The organism is Enterobacter sp. BIDMC 26, assembly GCF_000534435.1.
Taxonomy (GTDB): Bacteria; Pseudomonadota; Gammaproteobacteria; order Enterobacterales; family Enterobacteriaceae; genus Enterobacter; species Enterobacter ludwigii.
Genome location: NZ_KI973182.1, coordinates 634,777 through 648,835, shown reverse-complemented (window position 1 = coordinate 648,835; position 14,059 = coordinate 634,777). Strand labels below are relative to the sequence as shown.

Below are 14,059 nucleotides of genomic sequence, written 5' to 3'. Positions count from 1 at the left end.
CTTACTCTTTAAACGGATTGCGGGACGCGCTGGTTTTCACCGTTGCAGCACTCGCAGCAGGGAACGCGGGTAACACGGCGTTATCCGCCGGTTCAATGATCCCGAGCTTTTTCTCCTCAACGCGCTGCTGCTGACGGGCGCGGATCTGGTCATATTTCTCTTTCGACGCCGCGCTGTAGTTGTCGTCGTCACGCAGCACGGTGGTATGAATAAAGACCATCAGGTTGCGTTTGGACGCGTCCTGCGAGGTGTAGCGGAAAAGCTGCCCGACCAGCGGAATATCCCCCAGCAGCGGCACTTTGGAGACCGACTGCTTAGTGACATTCTCCATCAGGCCACCGAGCACCACCGTTTGCCCGCTGTGCACCATCACTTCGTTATTGATGGTTCGGGTATTAAAGGTTGGGCCAAGGCTGGCGTCTTCCGTTGCGCTGTTGTCGACGCTTGAGACTTCCTGCTCAATCTTCAGGTGGATCATGTCGCCGTCGTTGATTTGCGGCACAATTTTCAGTTTGGTCCCCACCGTCTTGCGCTCTACGGAGTTAAAGACATTATCACCACTGGTGGTCTGCGAACCGGAAAGCACCGGCACGTCCTGACCGACATTAAATGACGCCTCTTTGTTATCCAGCGTGACCACGCTTGGCGTGGAAAGAATGTCGTTTTTGCCGTCAGTTGAGAGCGCGGTCATCAGCGCACCGAAATCACCGTTAAAGAAGCCGGTCGCCAGGCCAGTAAAGCTGGCGCCCTTGATGGTGCCATTTTTTATCTGACTAATGGGCAGGCCGGTGGAGCCGAACTGGACACCACCGTGCTTGCCGGTCCACTGCACGCCCAGATCCAGACCGTTGCCGTCCTGCACTTCAGCAATGATGGCTTCCACCAGCACCTGCGGACGGCGGATGTCGAGCTTGTCGATCACCTTCTCAAGGGAGTTCATCACGTTAGGCTGCGCGGTGATCACCAGCGAGTTGGTTGACTCGTCGGCGGTAATATTCAGATCGGTTGCCGCGGTGGCGGTTTTCGCCTTCGCGGTGCCGGCTTTGTCTTTCAGCTGTTCGCCAATACCGGTGAGCACCGGAACCACTTTGGTGGCGCTGGCGTACTTGAGATAGAAGACGCGGGTATTCCCCTCGTTGTTCTGCTCGCGATCTAACTCATGGATCAGGCTGCGGGTACGCGTGCGCGCATCCTCCGAACCGCTGATCACCAGGCTGTTGGTTTCGTCATCCGCCACCACTTTGGTGGCCAACTGCGGCGCGTTCTGCCCTTTCTGCTCTTCGTTGTTGAGATTATTCAACATGTCGGAGAGCGCTTTGGCGGAAGCAAAGCGCAGGGGGACGATTTCGCGACGCTGTACACCGTCTTTATCCACGCGCTGGACCAGATCCACCAGCCGGTTCACCACGGACGCTTTACCGGTTAACAGCAGCACGTTGGAAGGCTCGAAGTGCACCACGTTGCCGATGCCGGTAGCATCGTTCAGTTGACGCAACAGCGGCGCGAGTTCACGCACCGGCACGTTTTCCATGCGCACGACACGGGTAATAATCTCATCGCCTTTGCCCGGGTTTGTGCTGTCTGCCAGCGGCGCACCGGCGGTGCGGGCCACGCTTGAGCGCACCACTTTAACCATGCCGTTATCCATCGGGATCACCGAGAGACCGTAGAGATCCAGCACGCTCAGGAAGAACTGGTAATACTCATCCTCCGTCAGCACGTTGTAGGTTCTGACGGATACAGAGCCCTGAACCGACGGGTCGACGAGAATGGTTTTGTTAAGGTTGCGGCCTACCGTATCGATAAACTCGCGGATATCGGTATTTTTAAAACTCGCGCTAAAGTTGGCTGCGAGCAGCGAACCCGAATATAACGACAATGCGGTCAGCGCCACGCACGCCCATGGAAATTTCTTCATGTCTGTACACTTATTAATTGTTAAGAACATTGACCCGAATATTTTCAAGGTGAGCGTGACGTCTGACGACAACCTCCGCTTCTTTCATTTTTGACCATTCAGCAATAATATTTTTTGCCTTGACTTCATCGGTCATATCGACAGCATTCACTTCGACTGCCACATCCCCTTTTTTCAGTCCTGAATGGCTATAAAAGGAAGAGGCATTCCGGGGATTAATGGTATAGCCTTCCAGTTGGCCTTTTTCGACAACCGGTTTTAATACCAGATAATCATTCAGATGCAGCATGTCTGCGCCTGCATCTTTTGTCGATTTGGTTACCGGGCCGCTATCAACGCCGCCCTTGAAATAATCCGGTTTCTTTAAGGCCAGCGTCTGCGTGATGCCTTCATAATTCACGACGACACTGTCTTTGTTAATTTCCTGAATAAAGGCATCGTTAAAACCGGTCAGCGGCTCCCCTTCGCGGTAGCTCTTCTGGCCCGCGGGCGTTTTAATAACAGCGAAGGAAAGCCAGGGGTCATCACTGCGCACAATGCCTTCTATTTCCGCCGCCAGCGGGGCTTTTAGCGCAGCCGGCCCAGTGTCCTGACGTGCTGCAGCCGTGAAAAGCGTGAATGTTTTCTCTTCGCGGCGGTTTTTCAGCGGCTGCGCATCGGCGTTAGCCAACCTATTCGTAACCTTTTTATAATCTTTAAACGTGAAATACCCTTGCTGGCCGCTAAAAATTAACAGCGCCAACATCATACAAGGGGTTATCCACCGTGACAGAAATGAGAACCTCATTTTTCATCTGGCCTTTAACAAAGCGAAAATAAGCAGCATCACGCTGCGACAAAACGTGTGAAGAGAGTAATGAGACGCGGTGAATACGACCATCGACTTCGCCACCAACTTTAATAAAGAAAATTATTGACCGTCTAAAATCGAGGTGTTAGGACATTTCTGCCGGATATTTTTACCCAGTTGAAAAATTGATCGCCCCGTCTCCTTACCGTAATTTTACGACCTGTTGCTATTCCTAATCAGAGACGGTAAGTCGTTATGTATCAGAGCCACTTTACTTTTAAAACCCCGCCCTTCAGGAAGGTCACCCGCTTATCCGGGGATTTTCTGGTGCCTTATCATCAGGACGTATTTAACCTGCTGAAAGAGAAAACCCAACAGGCGGGAATATGCGGGCTCTTTAGCGACGATACTTCGCTGTTGGGCCAGTTCAGCGATGCGCTGAAAAACAGCGACAACCGCGTTCTTGCCATCAACGCGTTTCCAAAACTGAGCGCCAGTAGCCTGCTGTACAAGCTCAGCCCGGACACGAAAGCAATCGCCAGCCGTATTCAGGCGGTCGATACCGTGCTGCAGCAGTGGCAAGCCGGGAAAACGCAGGCCACCGTGCTGGTCATTTCCCATACTGAAGCCATGAAAGAGACCTGCCGGACGGTGCTGGGGATGCTGCTCACCCGTGCGCAGGAGCTGGGGTTTCATTTATCGGTGGTGCTGACGGGCGCGGAAAATCAGGCGGCGCTGCTACAGCAATCTGATCTGCGTGAATATGTGCATACCCACCACACCTTGCGCCCCCTGACCTGCCGTGAATATCTCAGCTACGTGCAGGCGCAGTGCGAAGAGCACGGGGGCGAAAGCTCGCCGTTATCCCCGGCGCGCGTGCGTAAGATGCACGCAATGACAAAAGGGAAAATCAGTGAACTGAATGCGCTGGCGCACCTGTCGATGCTCGCGGCCTGGACCGAACGCGCAAGCCAGGTCAGTCCGCGACATTTACGCCTGGCGGCCGCAGAGGTGCTGCCCGCGAAAAAACAGGGTAAGCGTCTGGCAACGGTTTCACTGTTTGCCTCTGTGCTGTTCGCGGCTTGCGGCTGGTATTTCACCGCCTCAATGACTGCTCGCCTCCCGGTTTCTCTGCCGGTTCCGATAAGCTGGAAACACCCGGCCGCCCCCGTTCAGGCCCCCGTCGTGCCGGTTATCGACAAGGAAATAGTCAATCAGCCGGACGCGATGCATCAGCTTTATCTGATGTGGGGGTATGACGCCTCGGCGGACGATGCGCTGTGTCAAAACGCGGTGAAGGTAAACCTGATGTGTAAGCAGGGAAATGCCTCTCCGGATGCGCTGGCAGGCGAAGGTTATCCGTGGGTGAGCGAGCTCAAAACCGGCAATCATCTTAACTATGCGGTGGTCGCCCGCGTCGGAGAAACCTCGATGGACCTGCTGATGAATAACCGGACCTGGCAGGTCAGTCGCAACTGGTTTAACCGGCATGCAACCGGAAACTATACGCAACTGCACCGCCTGACGCCGGAAGGTAAAGACGCCATCAGCGCAACCAGTGACGGCAAAGAGATGACCTGGCTTGATCAGCAGCTGAGCCAGGCCCTTTCTCAACCTGAAACTCACGCTCAGCGCTGGACTGCGGAGATGATGAAACGCACCCGCGCGTTCCAGCAAAAAATGCATCTGCATGTGGACGGTATTCCCGGCGAAGAGACATTGATGCAGTTAATGCGGGAAACCAACACCACGCCGAGCGTATTGATCCAGGCTTCGCATGCAATACCGGATGCGAAAATGCAGGAGAAGCATTCCTGATGTCTACTATCAGCCTTGCGGCTCAGCGCAGTTACACCACCGGGGAAGCGGTCTGGTTTTCATATCGCCTTCCCGTACTGAGACACGTTTTTGCCCACACCGTTTTAGGACTCCTGGGTCTGTGCGCCATGCTGATGGCCGGGTTGTACGCGCATGTGTATTGGGATCTGCGCCACCCTGCCCCCGCCCCCATCAACGCGAGCAGCGCCAGACCGGAAACACAGCTTTCAGATATGCATTATGTGTATGTGAGCAAACCCTTCCCGCATCCGCACCCTAAACCTGCGCCGGTGCATGAGGATATGCCTGCCCTGCAGGATCTGCCGATTAACGGCGATGATACCGACTGGCAGCAGGCGCCTGAAGGAGCGTCTCAGCACGATACCGCGCGGGATACGTTACCCGGAACCGGGGCGCACACCGACGCTTCTGCACGGGCTGGCAGTGACAGTTCCTCATTAACAGAATTGTTTAAGCAGGCGTTAAAAGAACAAGAGCAGGATTATTCGCAAGGCAAAATTCCCGCGCCGCCGGTTGACGAAACGCAGGATATTTCCCGGTCCCCTTTACGTCATAAAGGGGACCGGCTGGAGTAATTAATATTTTTCAGGCAAGGATGTCAGGTTAAGGAGTCGTCCCTTTTCCACCACAATATACTGACCTTTTTTCAGGTCGGAGAGAATTTTAATAATGGTACTGCGTGCCAGGTTGGTGTATTCCTGAATATAGTCATATATATTGATATCACGCTGATGCTGAACAATCAGTTCATTAATCTCGTATAAAAATTCGCGCACTACCGAATAGGCGCTGCGGGCAACCAGCACATCGTCACGCTTGCTCAGCATACAAATATACCAGGAGAGCACTTTCGTCAGTTCCGGCCACAGATTGTTTTCAGTCATTAGCTGGGCGAAGGCCTCTTTTTTTATCGAGCGCACGACGGTATTTGACCGAATGAGGCCATACATGTGCGTGGCGCTGTAAAACATAGAACAAAGCCCAAATATACACGGCCCCTGAACGGTGAACATGCACAGTTCATCAGATTCGCGGCGGAACTCAACGTCGCCACTGACGATAATATGAATATACTGTGAATCACTGGTAGATATTTTCTGCCACTTTTTTAACGTCTTCTCTTCAAATCCTGACGTTGCAGAAATAATTGCGTTGACTTCGTTTTGCGGACGTAATTTTTTACCGTAGATGCTTAACATTATTATACCCAATTTAAGATGTGAAATATAAAACTCAGGATTAAGACGTAAGGCCTCAACCCAGGAATATTTTCCTGATGAAACACTCAAGGAGAAAATAAAAGTAGAAATTGTTTACGTTAATTTGCTGCTTTACTTAGCAAGCTATGTGTCCATCTTAAATCCGGATAATTTTAAGTCAATTAACTAAAAATGAATTGAGTTTGTACTTAAGATTAATCTTACTTAAATTACGCGAAAAATACTTACGAGGGGGTATCCCGCAGGATCACCCCTGTCCGTACTTTTCCAGAAGCGCTTCAGCGATGGCCAGCGTTTCCCGGTCAGCCACACCATTCCACAGCTGTGGACGGAAGTGCATTTGAAACGCGGTAATCACTCTTTTCTGCTGCTGGGCTGTGGCAGCCTCCGGCACTTCATAGCCATACCGCGCTAACAGATCGAGCAGCAGTGCGCTGTCCACTTCCTGATAGCGTGGCTGCCCATTGAGATAAAAGTTGACGCGGTCCGGATCGGGCCAGGCACCAATTCCCTGCTGCGCCAGTTCGCGCCAGGGGAACAGCGGGCCGGGATCGTCTTTACGCTGGGGGGCAATATCAGAGTGCGCGACGACGTTCTGCGGCTTAATGTCGTAGCGGGCGATAATGTCTTTGGCGAGCGGGATCAGAGCAGCAATTTGCGCCGGCTCGAACGGGGTGAAGTGTTTTACTCCCGCCGTTTTTTGCCAGCCCCGGTTTTCCAGCTCAATCCCCACGGAGGTGTCATTAATACGGTTGGTGCCGCGCCAGAAGCTGATGCCGGCATGCCATGCCAATTCACTCTCCGGTACCAGCTGCCAGATACGCGGTTTGCCCTCAGGGGCAGGCGGTTTGGCGGGGATCAGGTAGTGAGAGCTGACATTCTTGTCGGTTAACGTCGCCAGCGAGCTGTCAAAGTCATCGGCGGTGTAGTGGATCACCAGCACCTTTATACGCGGGTAAGCCGCCTGGGCCTGATGGCGGGTATCCAGCTCATAGGCACCTTTATCAATAATGCCTTTTTCCGTGGCGCACCCTGCCAGCAACAGCGCCAGCAGGAGTGTGGCAAGCGAGCGCTTCATCGACGGGTTTTCACCGCCGTACCGCTTACGCTCACCATCAGCATGCTGGCATCTTTACCGACCGTTTCGTAGTCAATATCGATGCCTACCACGGCATCTGCCCCCAGCGCCTTGGCCTGCTCGCCAAGCTCTTTAAACGCAATTTCGCGGGCTTTGCGCAGCTCTTTCTCATACGCGCCAGAACGTCCCCCCACGATATCGCGAATGCCGGCAAAGAAGTCCCGGAAAATGTTCGCGCCCAGTATGGCTTCGCCGGTGACCACGCCGCAATACTCGGTAATGGGTTGCCCTTCCAGGGTAGGCGTTGTTGAAAACTGCATACTTTCTCTCCTTCTTTAGCGTTCAATGCCTTAGGTACAGCATTATCGGTTCGTTACGCTATGATTGAAAGGATAGTTAATAAATAAGGAAATCAACATGCGCTATTCAGCTTTAACACTTTTCGTGCCCTGCGCGCTGGTGCTCAGCGCCTGCACCACCACGGTCACGCCAGCCTTTAAGGATATTGGTACCCGCAGCGGCCCATGCATTGTGGGCGGCCCGGATACCGTGGCGCAACAGTTCTACGATTACCGCATACAGCACCGCAGCAATGATATTACCGCTCTGCGTCCGTATCTGAGTGACGGCCTGGCGAAACTGCTGAGCGACGCCACCCGCGATCCGCAGCATAATGCACTGCTTAAATCCGATCCGTTCTCCAGCCGCGCCACGCTGCCTGACAGCGCCGAGGTCACCAGTGCTTCAACGATCCCAAACACCGATGCGCGAAACATTCCCCTGCGCGTCAAACTGACCCAGGGAACCCAAACCTGGCAGGATGAAGTGCTGATGGTCCGTGAAGGTCAGTGCTGGGCGGTGGACGACGTAAGGTACGTCGGTGGCAGCGTTCACGCCCCGGCAGGCACGCTCCGCCAGTCGATTGAAAACCGCTAAGCCTCCCGTTTAAAAAGCGTTAACCCCGTAAAATGTGCGGCATTTCATGCGGAATGCCGACATTTATACTCGCCGACATTGCCGCTCGCTATTTTGTGCTATGTTTAGAGGGTATTGCGGGTTATATTTAACTTTTAACGCAGAAATATTGCATAACTATTCTGTCAACGGTACTATCTGCGGCCTCAATTGCTATAGATTGCCTGGATGAGTAAAGACTGCCCCGATGAGTATTAAACTAAACGGCATTAACTGCTTCTACGGCGCACACCAGGCGCTGTTTGACATCACGCTGGACTGCCCGGAAGGCGAAACGCTGGTTTTGCTTGGCCCAAGCGGTGCAGGTAAAAGCTCCCTTCTGCGTGTCCTTAATCTGCTTGAAATGCCCCGTTCGGGTACGCTGGCTATCGCCGGTAACCATTTTGATTTCGCGAAAACACCGTCTGATAAAGCGATTCGTGAACTGCGTCAAAACGTTGGCATGGTCTTCCAGCAATACAATCTCTGGCCGCATCTGACCGTACTGCAAAACCTGATCGAAGCCCCGTGCCGCGTGCTGGGCTTAAGTAAAGATCAGGCGATCGCGCGTGCGGATAAGCTGCTGGAGCGTCTGCGCCTCAAGCCTTACAGCGACCGCTATCCGCTGCACCTGTCCGGTGGTCAGCAGCAACGTGTGGCGATTGCCCGTGCGCTGATGATGGAGCCTGCGGTACTGCTGTTTGATGAACCGACCGCGGCGCTGGATCCCGAAATTACCGCCCAGATCGTGAGCATCATTCGCGAGCTGGCGGAAACCCATATTACTCAGGTCATCGTAACCCATGAAGTGGAAGTGGCGCGCAAAACGGCCAGCCGCGTGGTCTACATGGAAAACGGGTATATCGTTGAGCAAGGTGATGCGAGCTGCTTCTCAAACCCGCAAACCGATGCGTTCAAAAACTATTTATCTCATTGATTGTGTCAGGGGAAATGATAATGAAAAAAGTATTACTTGCCGCGCTGCTCGCCAGCGTCACCCTTTCCGCTACCGCAGCCCAGACGATTCGTTTCGCGACTGAAGCGTCTTATCCTCCGTTTGAATCCATTGATGCGAACAATAAAATTGTCGGCTTTGACGTGGATCTGGCAAACGCCCTGTGTAAAGAGATCGACGCAACCTGTACCTTCAGCAACCAGGCGTTCGACAGCCTGATCCCAAGCCTGAAGTTCCGCCGTATCGACGCCGTTATGGCCGGAATGGATATCACCCCTGAGCGTGAAAAACAGGTTCTGTTCACTACCCCTTACTACGACAACTCTGCCCTGTTTATTGGTCAGAAAGGCAAATTCACGTCGGTTGATCAGCTGAAAGGCAAGAAAGTGGGCGTGCAGAACGGCACCACGCACCAGAAATTCATCATGGATAAACACCCGGAAATCACCACCGTTCCGTATGACAGCTACCAGAATGCGAAGCTGGATCTGCAGAACGGCCGTATTGATGGCGTGTTCGGCGACACCGCCGTGGTGACCGAGTGGCTGAAAGCCAACGATAAACTGGCGCCAGTGGGCGATAAAGTGACCGACAAGGATTACTTCGGCACGGGTCTGGGTATTGCCGTTCGTCAGGGCAACACTGAGCTGCAGCAGAAATTCAACGCTGCGCTGGAAAAAGTGAAGAAAGACGGCACCTACGAAACCATCTACAAAAAATGGTTCCAGAAGTAATTCCTGATGAATGAAATTTTTCCTTTAGCAAGCGCCGCCGGGATGACCGTCGGCCTTGCCGTTTGCGCATTGATTATCGGCCTTGTGCTGGCGATGATCTTTGCGGTATGGGAATCAGCAAAATGGTTCCCTGTCGCATGGGCCGGCTCAGCGCTGGTCACCGTGCTGCGCGGGCTGCCTGAAATTCTGGTGGTCCTGTTTATCTATTTTGGCTCCTCGCAGCTGCTGTTAACGCTGTCGGACGGCTTCACCCTCAATCTGGGTGTGGTGCAGATCCCGGTGCAGATGCAGATTGAGAACTTTGACGTCAGCCCGTTCCTGTGCGGCGTGATTGCCCTCTCTCTGCTCTATTCCGCGTATGCTTCGCAAACCCTGCGCGGTGCGCTGAAAGCGGTTCCGCAGGGACAGTGGGAGTCTGGCCAGGCGTTAGGCTTGTCGAAATCGGCGATCTTCTTCCGTCTGGTGATGCCGCAGATGTGGCGTCATGCGCTGCCCGGGCTGGGTAACCAGTGGCTGGTGCTGCTGAAAGATACCGCGCTGGTAAGCCTGATCAGCGTGAACGATTTAATGCTGCAAACCAAAAGTATCGCGACCCGTACCCAGGAGCCGTTTACCTGGTACATCGTGGCGGCGGCTATCTACCTGGTGATCACGCTGGTGAGTCAGTACATCCTCAAGCGCATTGATCTGCGTGCGACGCGCTTTGAACGGAGACCAGGCTGATGCTTGAATATTTTCCGGAGCTGATGAAAGGGCTGCACACCAGCCTGACGCTGACCGTCGCATCGATCATCGTGGCGCTGATCCTGGCGTTGATCTTTACCATCGTCCTGACGCTAAAAACGCCGGTGCTGGTATGGATTGTGCGAGCCTACATTACCTTGTTCACCGGTACACCGCTGCTGGTGCAGATCTTCCTGATTTACTATGGCCCGGGTCAGTTCCCGTCGCTGCAGGAGTATCCGGTTATCTGGCACCTGCTTTCTGAGCCATGGCTGTGCGCCCTGATTGCCCTTTCGCTGAACAGTGCGGCCTATACCACGCAGCTGTTCTACGGGGCTATCCGTGCCATCCCGGAAGGGCAATGGCAGTCCTGTGGTGCGCTGGGCATGAGCAAGAAAGACACGCTGGCTATCTTGCTGCCGTACGCGTTTAAACGTGCGCTCTCCTCCTACTCCAACGAAGTGGTGCTGGTTTTCAAGAGTACGTCTCTGGCCTACACCATCACGCTGATGGAGGTCATGGGCCACGGGCAGCTGCTCTACGGACGCACCTACGACGTAATGGTGTTTGGTGCCGCGGGCGTGGTCTATCTGGTGGTAAACGGTTTGCTGACGCTGATGATGCGCCTTATCGAGCGTAAATCGCTGGCGTTTGAGCGCCGTAATTAATCATCGATTTGCATAAATTTTATTGACGAAGACGGGCAAGTCTAACGACTGCCCGTCTTTTTTTATGGACTAAATAATATTTAATCATTTTTATTGAATATAAATTCATTAAATGGCATTGTATTTCCATGCCGCAGACACGGCGCATAAGACAGACTGACAGACGGGAGCATTACAATGAAAAAGTTAGTTCTGGCCGCTTTACTGGCCACTTTCGCCGCTGGCGCATCAGCTGCAGATAAAATCAACTTCGGCGTTTCGGCCACCTATCCGCCGTTTGAGTCGCTGGATGCCAGCAACCAGATTGTCGGTTTTGATATCGACCTCGCCAAAGCCCTGTGCAAACAGATGCAGGCCGACTGCACGTTCACTAACCATGCGTTTGACAGCCTGATCCCGTCGCTGAAATTCAAGAAATACGACGCGGTGATCTCCGGGATGGACATCACCCCAGAGCGTAGCAAGCAGGTCACCTTCACCGACCCGTACTACGCCAACTCGGCGGTGGTCATTGCGAAGAAAGGGGTTTACACATCCTTTGACCAGCTGAAAGGCAAACGCATTGGGATGGAAAACGGCACCACGCACCAGAAATACCTGCAGGACAAACATCCTGAAGTGAAAACCGTGGCCTATGACAGCTACCAGAATGCCATTATCGACCTGAAAAATGGCCGTATTGATGGGGTCTTCGGTGACACTGCGGTGGTGAACGAGTGGCTGAAAACCAACCCACAGCTGGGCACCGCGACCGAAAAAGTGACCGATCCACAGTACTTCGGTACGGGCCTGGGCATTGCGGTGCGTCCGGATAACAAAGCCCTGCTGGAAAAACTGAATGGCGCGCTGAAAGCAATTAAAGCTGACGGCACGTACAAGAAAATCAGCGATCGGTGGTTCCCGCAATAACAGCTTTTTGTCGGGTAGCCTGGCCTACGGGGGTGGTCTGTAGGCCGGGCAAACCCGGCAATTTCACAGTGGAACAAAGAAGCGAAAACGAGCCCCGTTCGTGGACTCCATCAGCCTGATCCCCCCGCCGTGCAGTTCCAGCATGCGTTTCACAATCAACAGCCCCAACCCGCCACGGTTTTCCCGTGATGCCTGCGGATTTAACGCCGAAGGACGCTCAAACAGATCGTTGCGAAGAGAAGCATCAACGCCGGTTCCATTATCAGCCACCTCAACCTGTAGCTGCGCGTTCTCCTGCCAGACCGCCAGACGAACCTCTCCACCGGTCGGCGTATGCCGCATCGCGTTATCCAGCAGGTTAGTCACCACCCGCTCAATCATCGAGACATCGGCATTCACCAGCGGCAACGGGCCCGGTACATCAATGCGCAGGTTCACCTCCCGCGTGCGGGCCGTAAGTTCAAATTTCTGCGCCACGTCTGAAATCAGCTCACCCATGGCAAAACGCTCGCGCTGCGGTTTGATGCCGCCGTGCTCAAGACGTGCCAGTTCAAACAGCTGCTGCGAAAGATGACGCACTTTCTGACCCTGGCGCAGCGCCGTGGCGAGATACTGCTGGTGCTCCTGCGGCGTCAGCGTCGCGGATTTCAGCGACAGCGTTTCGAGATAGCCCAGCAAGGAGGTGAGCGGCGTGCGTAAATCGTGCGAAATATTGGCGATAAACTCCCGGCGCTGACGATCGCTGTCGGCCAGCTGATCCCACTGCAGGGTGATTTTACGGGCCAGCTCGATAAACGTATTGCGCAGCGTGGCCACTTCATCCTTTACCGTGGTTTCTGTAGGCTGCGCCGCCAGCTGCTTAATGGCGCTAATGCTGTCCTGCTCCAGCCCGGCCACTTCCTGCGTAAGACGTTTGACCGGACGCGTTACCCAGTACCAGACCAGTAACCCCGCCAGCAAACCAAACAGCGCGACCCACATCAATGACCACAGGACGGTGCTCCAGAGCGCCTGATGCCAGGCCATCTCCGCCAGCGCGTTTGACTCTTCGCCCTGCAGAATAATGTACAGATAGCCTTTCAGTTCTCCGTCCTGACGCAACGGCGTTGCGCTGAAAACCTTTTTGTTCTGGCTTCGCGGGTCATCGCCCAGTACCGGCCGCGCGGCATCACTGAGGAAAGTCTGCACCGGCCCGAGGTCGATTTTTTGCCGCTGGATATGCCCCGGTGGCGCGGCGTCAGCCAGCAGTTCGCCATCAGGCGAGACAACGTACAGTTCGACGCTTGGATTGAAGGTCATCAGCCGGTCAAAGAGCGGTTTCAGCGCGTGGCGGTCAACCCTGCCCTGCGCATCCAGAATCGGTTCCCGCTGGACAATCTGCTGCGCCAGGCCACCGGACAGCCGCTGCACCATCGCATTACCGTACTGCGTGGTGCTGTAAAGTTGCACCGCGCAGGCGATGGTCGCACAGAGCGTCAGCAGCAGAATAAACAACAGCGTCAGGCGCTGGCTCAGGCTAAAGCGGCGCATCGTTTGGCTCCGCAAATTTGTAGCCTTTGCCCCAGACGGTGCGAATGATCTCCGGCTCGGCGGCGTCCTTCTCAATCTTGATGCGCAGGCGGTTAATGTGGGTGTTGACGGTGTGTTCGTAACCTTCGTGCTGATAGCCCCAGACCTGTTCCAGCAGCGCCAGACGCGAGAAAACTTCACCGGGATGACGGGCAAAGAAGTACAGCAGTTCAAACTCGCGCGGGGTGAGATCCACCACCTGACCGTGCAAAAGCACGCTGCGCGCCAGCGGGTCGAGCGTCAGGCCGTGAGCCTGAATATTCCCGGCACTTTGCGTCTGCCCCATCGCCTGCTGGCGTCGGAACAGCGCCTTGATGCGCGCGATCAGCTCCTGTACCGAAAACGGCTTGGCCAGATAATCGTCCGCCCCGGTTTCCAGCCCGGTAATGCGGTCGGTTTCACTGCTGCGGGCGCTGATGATGATCACCGGCAGGTAGCGGGTCATCTGGCGAATGCGACGGCAAATCTCCAGACCGTCGACATTGGGGAGCATTAAATCGAGGATCACCGCATCCCACGGCTGCTTCTCGAGGCGCTGTAAGGCATTGCCCCCGTCGGGCTCGTGGGTGATGGCGTAGCCTTCATCTTCTAAGTTGAGGCGCAGAAGCGCCGCGATATCGTGGTCATCTTCCACCAGCAGGATCTGCTTCATGGGTAAGCCTTCTTCAATTCTGATGAGATAAGCTTACCTGATTTCGCAGG

15 protein-coding genes are annotated in these 14,059 nt (G+C 54.4%); 8 read left to right on the top strand and 7 right to left on the bottom strand.

Going from position 1 to position 14,059, the window contains the following annotated elements; genetic code table 11:
- Position 1: 1 nt before the first annotated feature.
- Complete coding sequence (gspD, locus tag L462_RS20180; RefSeq protein ID WP_032677771.1) at positions 2-1,918, bottom strand: type II secretion system secretin GspD; 1,917 nt, start codon at positions 1,916-1,918, stop codon at positions 2-4.
- A 13-nt stretch (positions 1,919-1,931) separates the two neighbouring features.
- On the bottom strand, positions 1,932-2,663 hold the full coding sequence (gene gspC, locus L462_RS20185; protein WP_032679660.1) for a type II secretion system protein GspC: 732 nt from the start codon (positions 2,661-2,663) through the stop codon (positions 1,932-1,934).
- Positions 2,664-2,963: 300 nt separating this feature from the next.
- Here gspC and L462_RS20190 point away from each other — a divergent pair, with 300 nt between their 5' ends.
- Together L462_RS20190 and L462_RS20195 are read left to right on the top strand one after the other, a co-directional pair.
- A complete protein-coding gene (locus L462_RS20190; protein ID WP_032677770.1) occupies positions 2,964-4,526 on the top strand; it encodes an ExeA family protein in 1,563 nt (520 codons plus the stop codon).
- Complete coding sequence (locus L462_RS20195) at positions 4,526-5,122, top strand: hypothetical protein (RefSeq protein ID WP_032677769.1); 597 nt, start codon at positions 4,526-4,528, stop codon at positions 5,120-5,122. The genes L462_RS20190 and L462_RS20195 overlap by 1 nt, the downstream gene beginning before the upstream one ends.
- Here L462_RS20195 and L462_RS20200 read toward each other — a convergent pair whose 3' ends face one another.
- The 3 genes from L462_RS20200 to L462_RS20210 form a co-directional block, all read right to left on the bottom strand.
- Complete coding sequence (locus tag L462_RS20200; RefSeq protein ID WP_032677768.1) at positions 5,123-5,746, bottom strand: helix-turn-helix domain-containing protein; 624 nt, start codon at positions 5,744-5,746, stop codon at positions 5,123-5,125. It abuts the gene before it with no gap.
- A gap of 268 nt (positions 5,747-6,014) precedes the next feature.
- The gene (locus L462_RS20205; RefSeq protein ID WP_032677767.1) at positions 6,015-6,845 is read right to left on the bottom strand and encodes an N-acetylmuramoyl-L-alanine amidase; all 831 of its coding nucleotides are present in this window, start codon (positions 6,843-6,845) and stop codon (positions 6,015-6,017) included.
- Positions 6,842-7,165, bottom strand: coding sequence for a heavy metal-binding domain-containing protein (locus L462_RS20210; RefSeq protein ID WP_006174327.1), 324 nt, complete (start codon positions 7,163-7,165; stop codon positions 6,842-6,844). Before L462_RS20210 ends, L462_RS20205 begins: the two co-directional genes overlap by 4 nt.
- A 97-nt stretch (positions 7,166-7,262) precedes the next feature.
- Here L462_RS20210 and L462_RS20215 point away from each other — a divergent pair, with 97 nt between their 5' ends.
- The 6 genes from L462_RS20215 to artJ all read left to right on the top strand — a co-directional run bounded on the left by L462_RS20215 (position 7,263) and on the right by artJ (position 11,788).
- Complete coding sequence (locus L462_RS20215) at positions 7,263-7,781, top strand: lipoprotein (RefSeq protein WP_032677766.1); 519 nt, start codon at positions 7,263-7,265, stop codon at positions 7,779-7,781.
- Positions 7,782-8,007: 226 nt separating this feature from the next.
- Entirely contained in the window at positions 8,008-8,736 is a 729-nt protein-coding gene (gene artP, locus L462_RS20220) for an arginine ABC transporter ATP-binding protein ArtP (RefSeq protein WP_014169324.1), read from the top strand.
- A 20-nt stretch (positions 8,737-8,756) separates the two neighbouring features.
- On the top strand, positions 8,757-9,488 hold the full coding sequence (gene artI / locus L462_RS20225; RefSeq protein WP_020884864.1) for an arginine ABC transporter substrate-binding protein ArtI: 732 nt from the start codon (positions 8,757-8,759) through the stop codon (positions 9,486-9,488).
- 6 nt (positions 9,489-9,494) lie between these two features.
- Positions 9,495-10,211, top strand: coding sequence for an arginine ABC transporter permease ArtQ (gene artQ, locus L462_RS20230; RefSeq protein WP_014169322.1), 717 nt, complete (start codon positions 9,495-9,497; stop codon positions 10,209-10,211).
- Entirely contained in the window at positions 10,211-10,879 is a 669-nt protein-coding gene (gene artM / locus L462_RS20235; RefSeq protein WP_032677765.1) for an arginine ABC transporter permease ArtM, read from the top strand. Before artQ ends, artM begins: the two co-directional genes overlap by 1 nt.
- A gap of 177 nt (positions 10,880-11,056) precedes the next feature.
- Positions 11,057-11,788 carry an arginine ABC transporter substrate-binding protein ArtJ gene (gene artJ / locus L462_RS20240; protein WP_032677764.1) on the top strand — a complete coding sequence of 244 codons (732 nt, stop codon included), beginning with the start codon at positions 11,057-11,059 and terminating at the stop codon, positions 11,786-11,788.
- A gap of 63 nt (positions 11,789-11,851) precedes the next feature.
- Here artJ and L462_RS20245 read toward each other — a convergent pair whose 3' ends face one another.
- On the bottom strand, positions 11,852-13,318 hold the full coding sequence (locus L462_RS20245) for a sensor histidine kinase (RefSeq protein ID WP_020884866.1): 1,467 nt from the start codon (positions 13,316-13,318) through the stop codon (positions 11,852-11,854).
- The gene (locus tag L462_RS20250; protein ID WP_032677763.1) at positions 13,305-14,009 is read right to left on the bottom strand and encodes a response regulator transcription factor; all 705 of its coding nucleotides are present in this window, start codon (positions 14,007-14,009) and stop codon (positions 13,305-13,307) included. The genes L462_RS20245 and L462_RS20250 overlap by 14 nt, the downstream gene beginning before the upstream one ends.
- Positions 14,010-14,059 lie beyond the last annotated feature (50 nt).

Excerpts from the sequence above, each read along its gene's own strand:
- artQ (WP_014169322.1), top strand. The coding sequence starts at position 9,495 with ATGAATGAAATTTTTCCTTTAGCAAGCGCCGCCGGGATGACCGTCGGC.
- L462_RS20205 (WP_032677767.1), bottom strand. The coding sequence starts at position 6,845 with ATGAAGCGCTCGCTTGCCACACTCCTGCTGGCGCTGTTGCTGGCAGGG.
- artJ (WP_032677764.1), top strand. The coding sequence starts at position 11,057 with ATGAAAAAGTTAGTTCTGGCCGCTTTACTGGCCACTTTCGCCGCTGGC.
- L462_RS20245 (WP_020884866.1), bottom strand. The coding sequence starts at position 13,318 with ATGCGCCGCTTTAGCCTGAGCCAGCGCCTGACGCTGTTGTTTATTCTG.
- L462_RS20200 (WP_032677768.1), bottom strand. The coding sequence starts at position 5,746 with ATGTTAAGCATCTACGGTAAAAAATTACGTCCGCAAAACGAAGTCAAC.
- artI (WP_020884864.1), top strand. The coding sequence starts at position 8,757 with ATGAAAAAAGTATTACTTGCCGCGCTGCTCGCCAGCGTCACCCTTTCC.
- L462_RS20250 (WP_032677763.1), bottom strand. The coding sequence starts at position 14,009 with ATGAAGCAGATCCTGCTGGTGGAAGATGACCACGATATCGCGGCGCTT.
- artP (WP_014169324.1), top strand. The coding sequence starts at position 8,008 with ATGAGTATTAAACTAAACGGCATTAACTGCTTCTACGGCGCACACCAG.
- L462_RS20190 (WP_032677770.1), top strand. The coding sequence starts at position 2,964 with ATGTATCAGAGCCACTTTACTTTTAAAACCCCGCCCTTCAGGAAGGTC.
- gspD (WP_032677771.1), bottom strand. The coding sequence starts at position 1,918 with ATGAAGAAATTTCCATGGGCGTGCGTGGCGCTGACCGCATTGTCGTTA.
- L462_RS20195 (WP_032677769.1), top strand. The coding sequence starts at position 4,526 with ATGTCTACTATCAGCCTTGCGGCTCAGCGCAGTTACACCACCGGGGAA.
- gspC (WP_032679660.1), bottom strand. The coding sequence starts at position 2,663 with ATGTTGGCGCTGTTAATTTTTAGCGGCCAGCAAGGGTATTTCACGTTT.
- L462_RS20215 (WP_032677766.1), top strand. The coding sequence starts at position 7,263 with ATGCGCTATTCAGCTTTAACACTTTTCGTGCCCTGCGCGCTGGTGCTC.
- L462_RS20210 (WP_006174327.1), bottom strand. The coding sequence starts at position 7,165 with ATGCAGTTTTCAACAACGCCTACCCTGGAAGGGCAACCCATTACCGAG.
- artM (WP_032677765.1), top strand. The coding sequence starts at position 10,211 with ATGCTTGAATATTTTCCGGAGCTGATGAAAGGGCTGCACACCAGCCTG.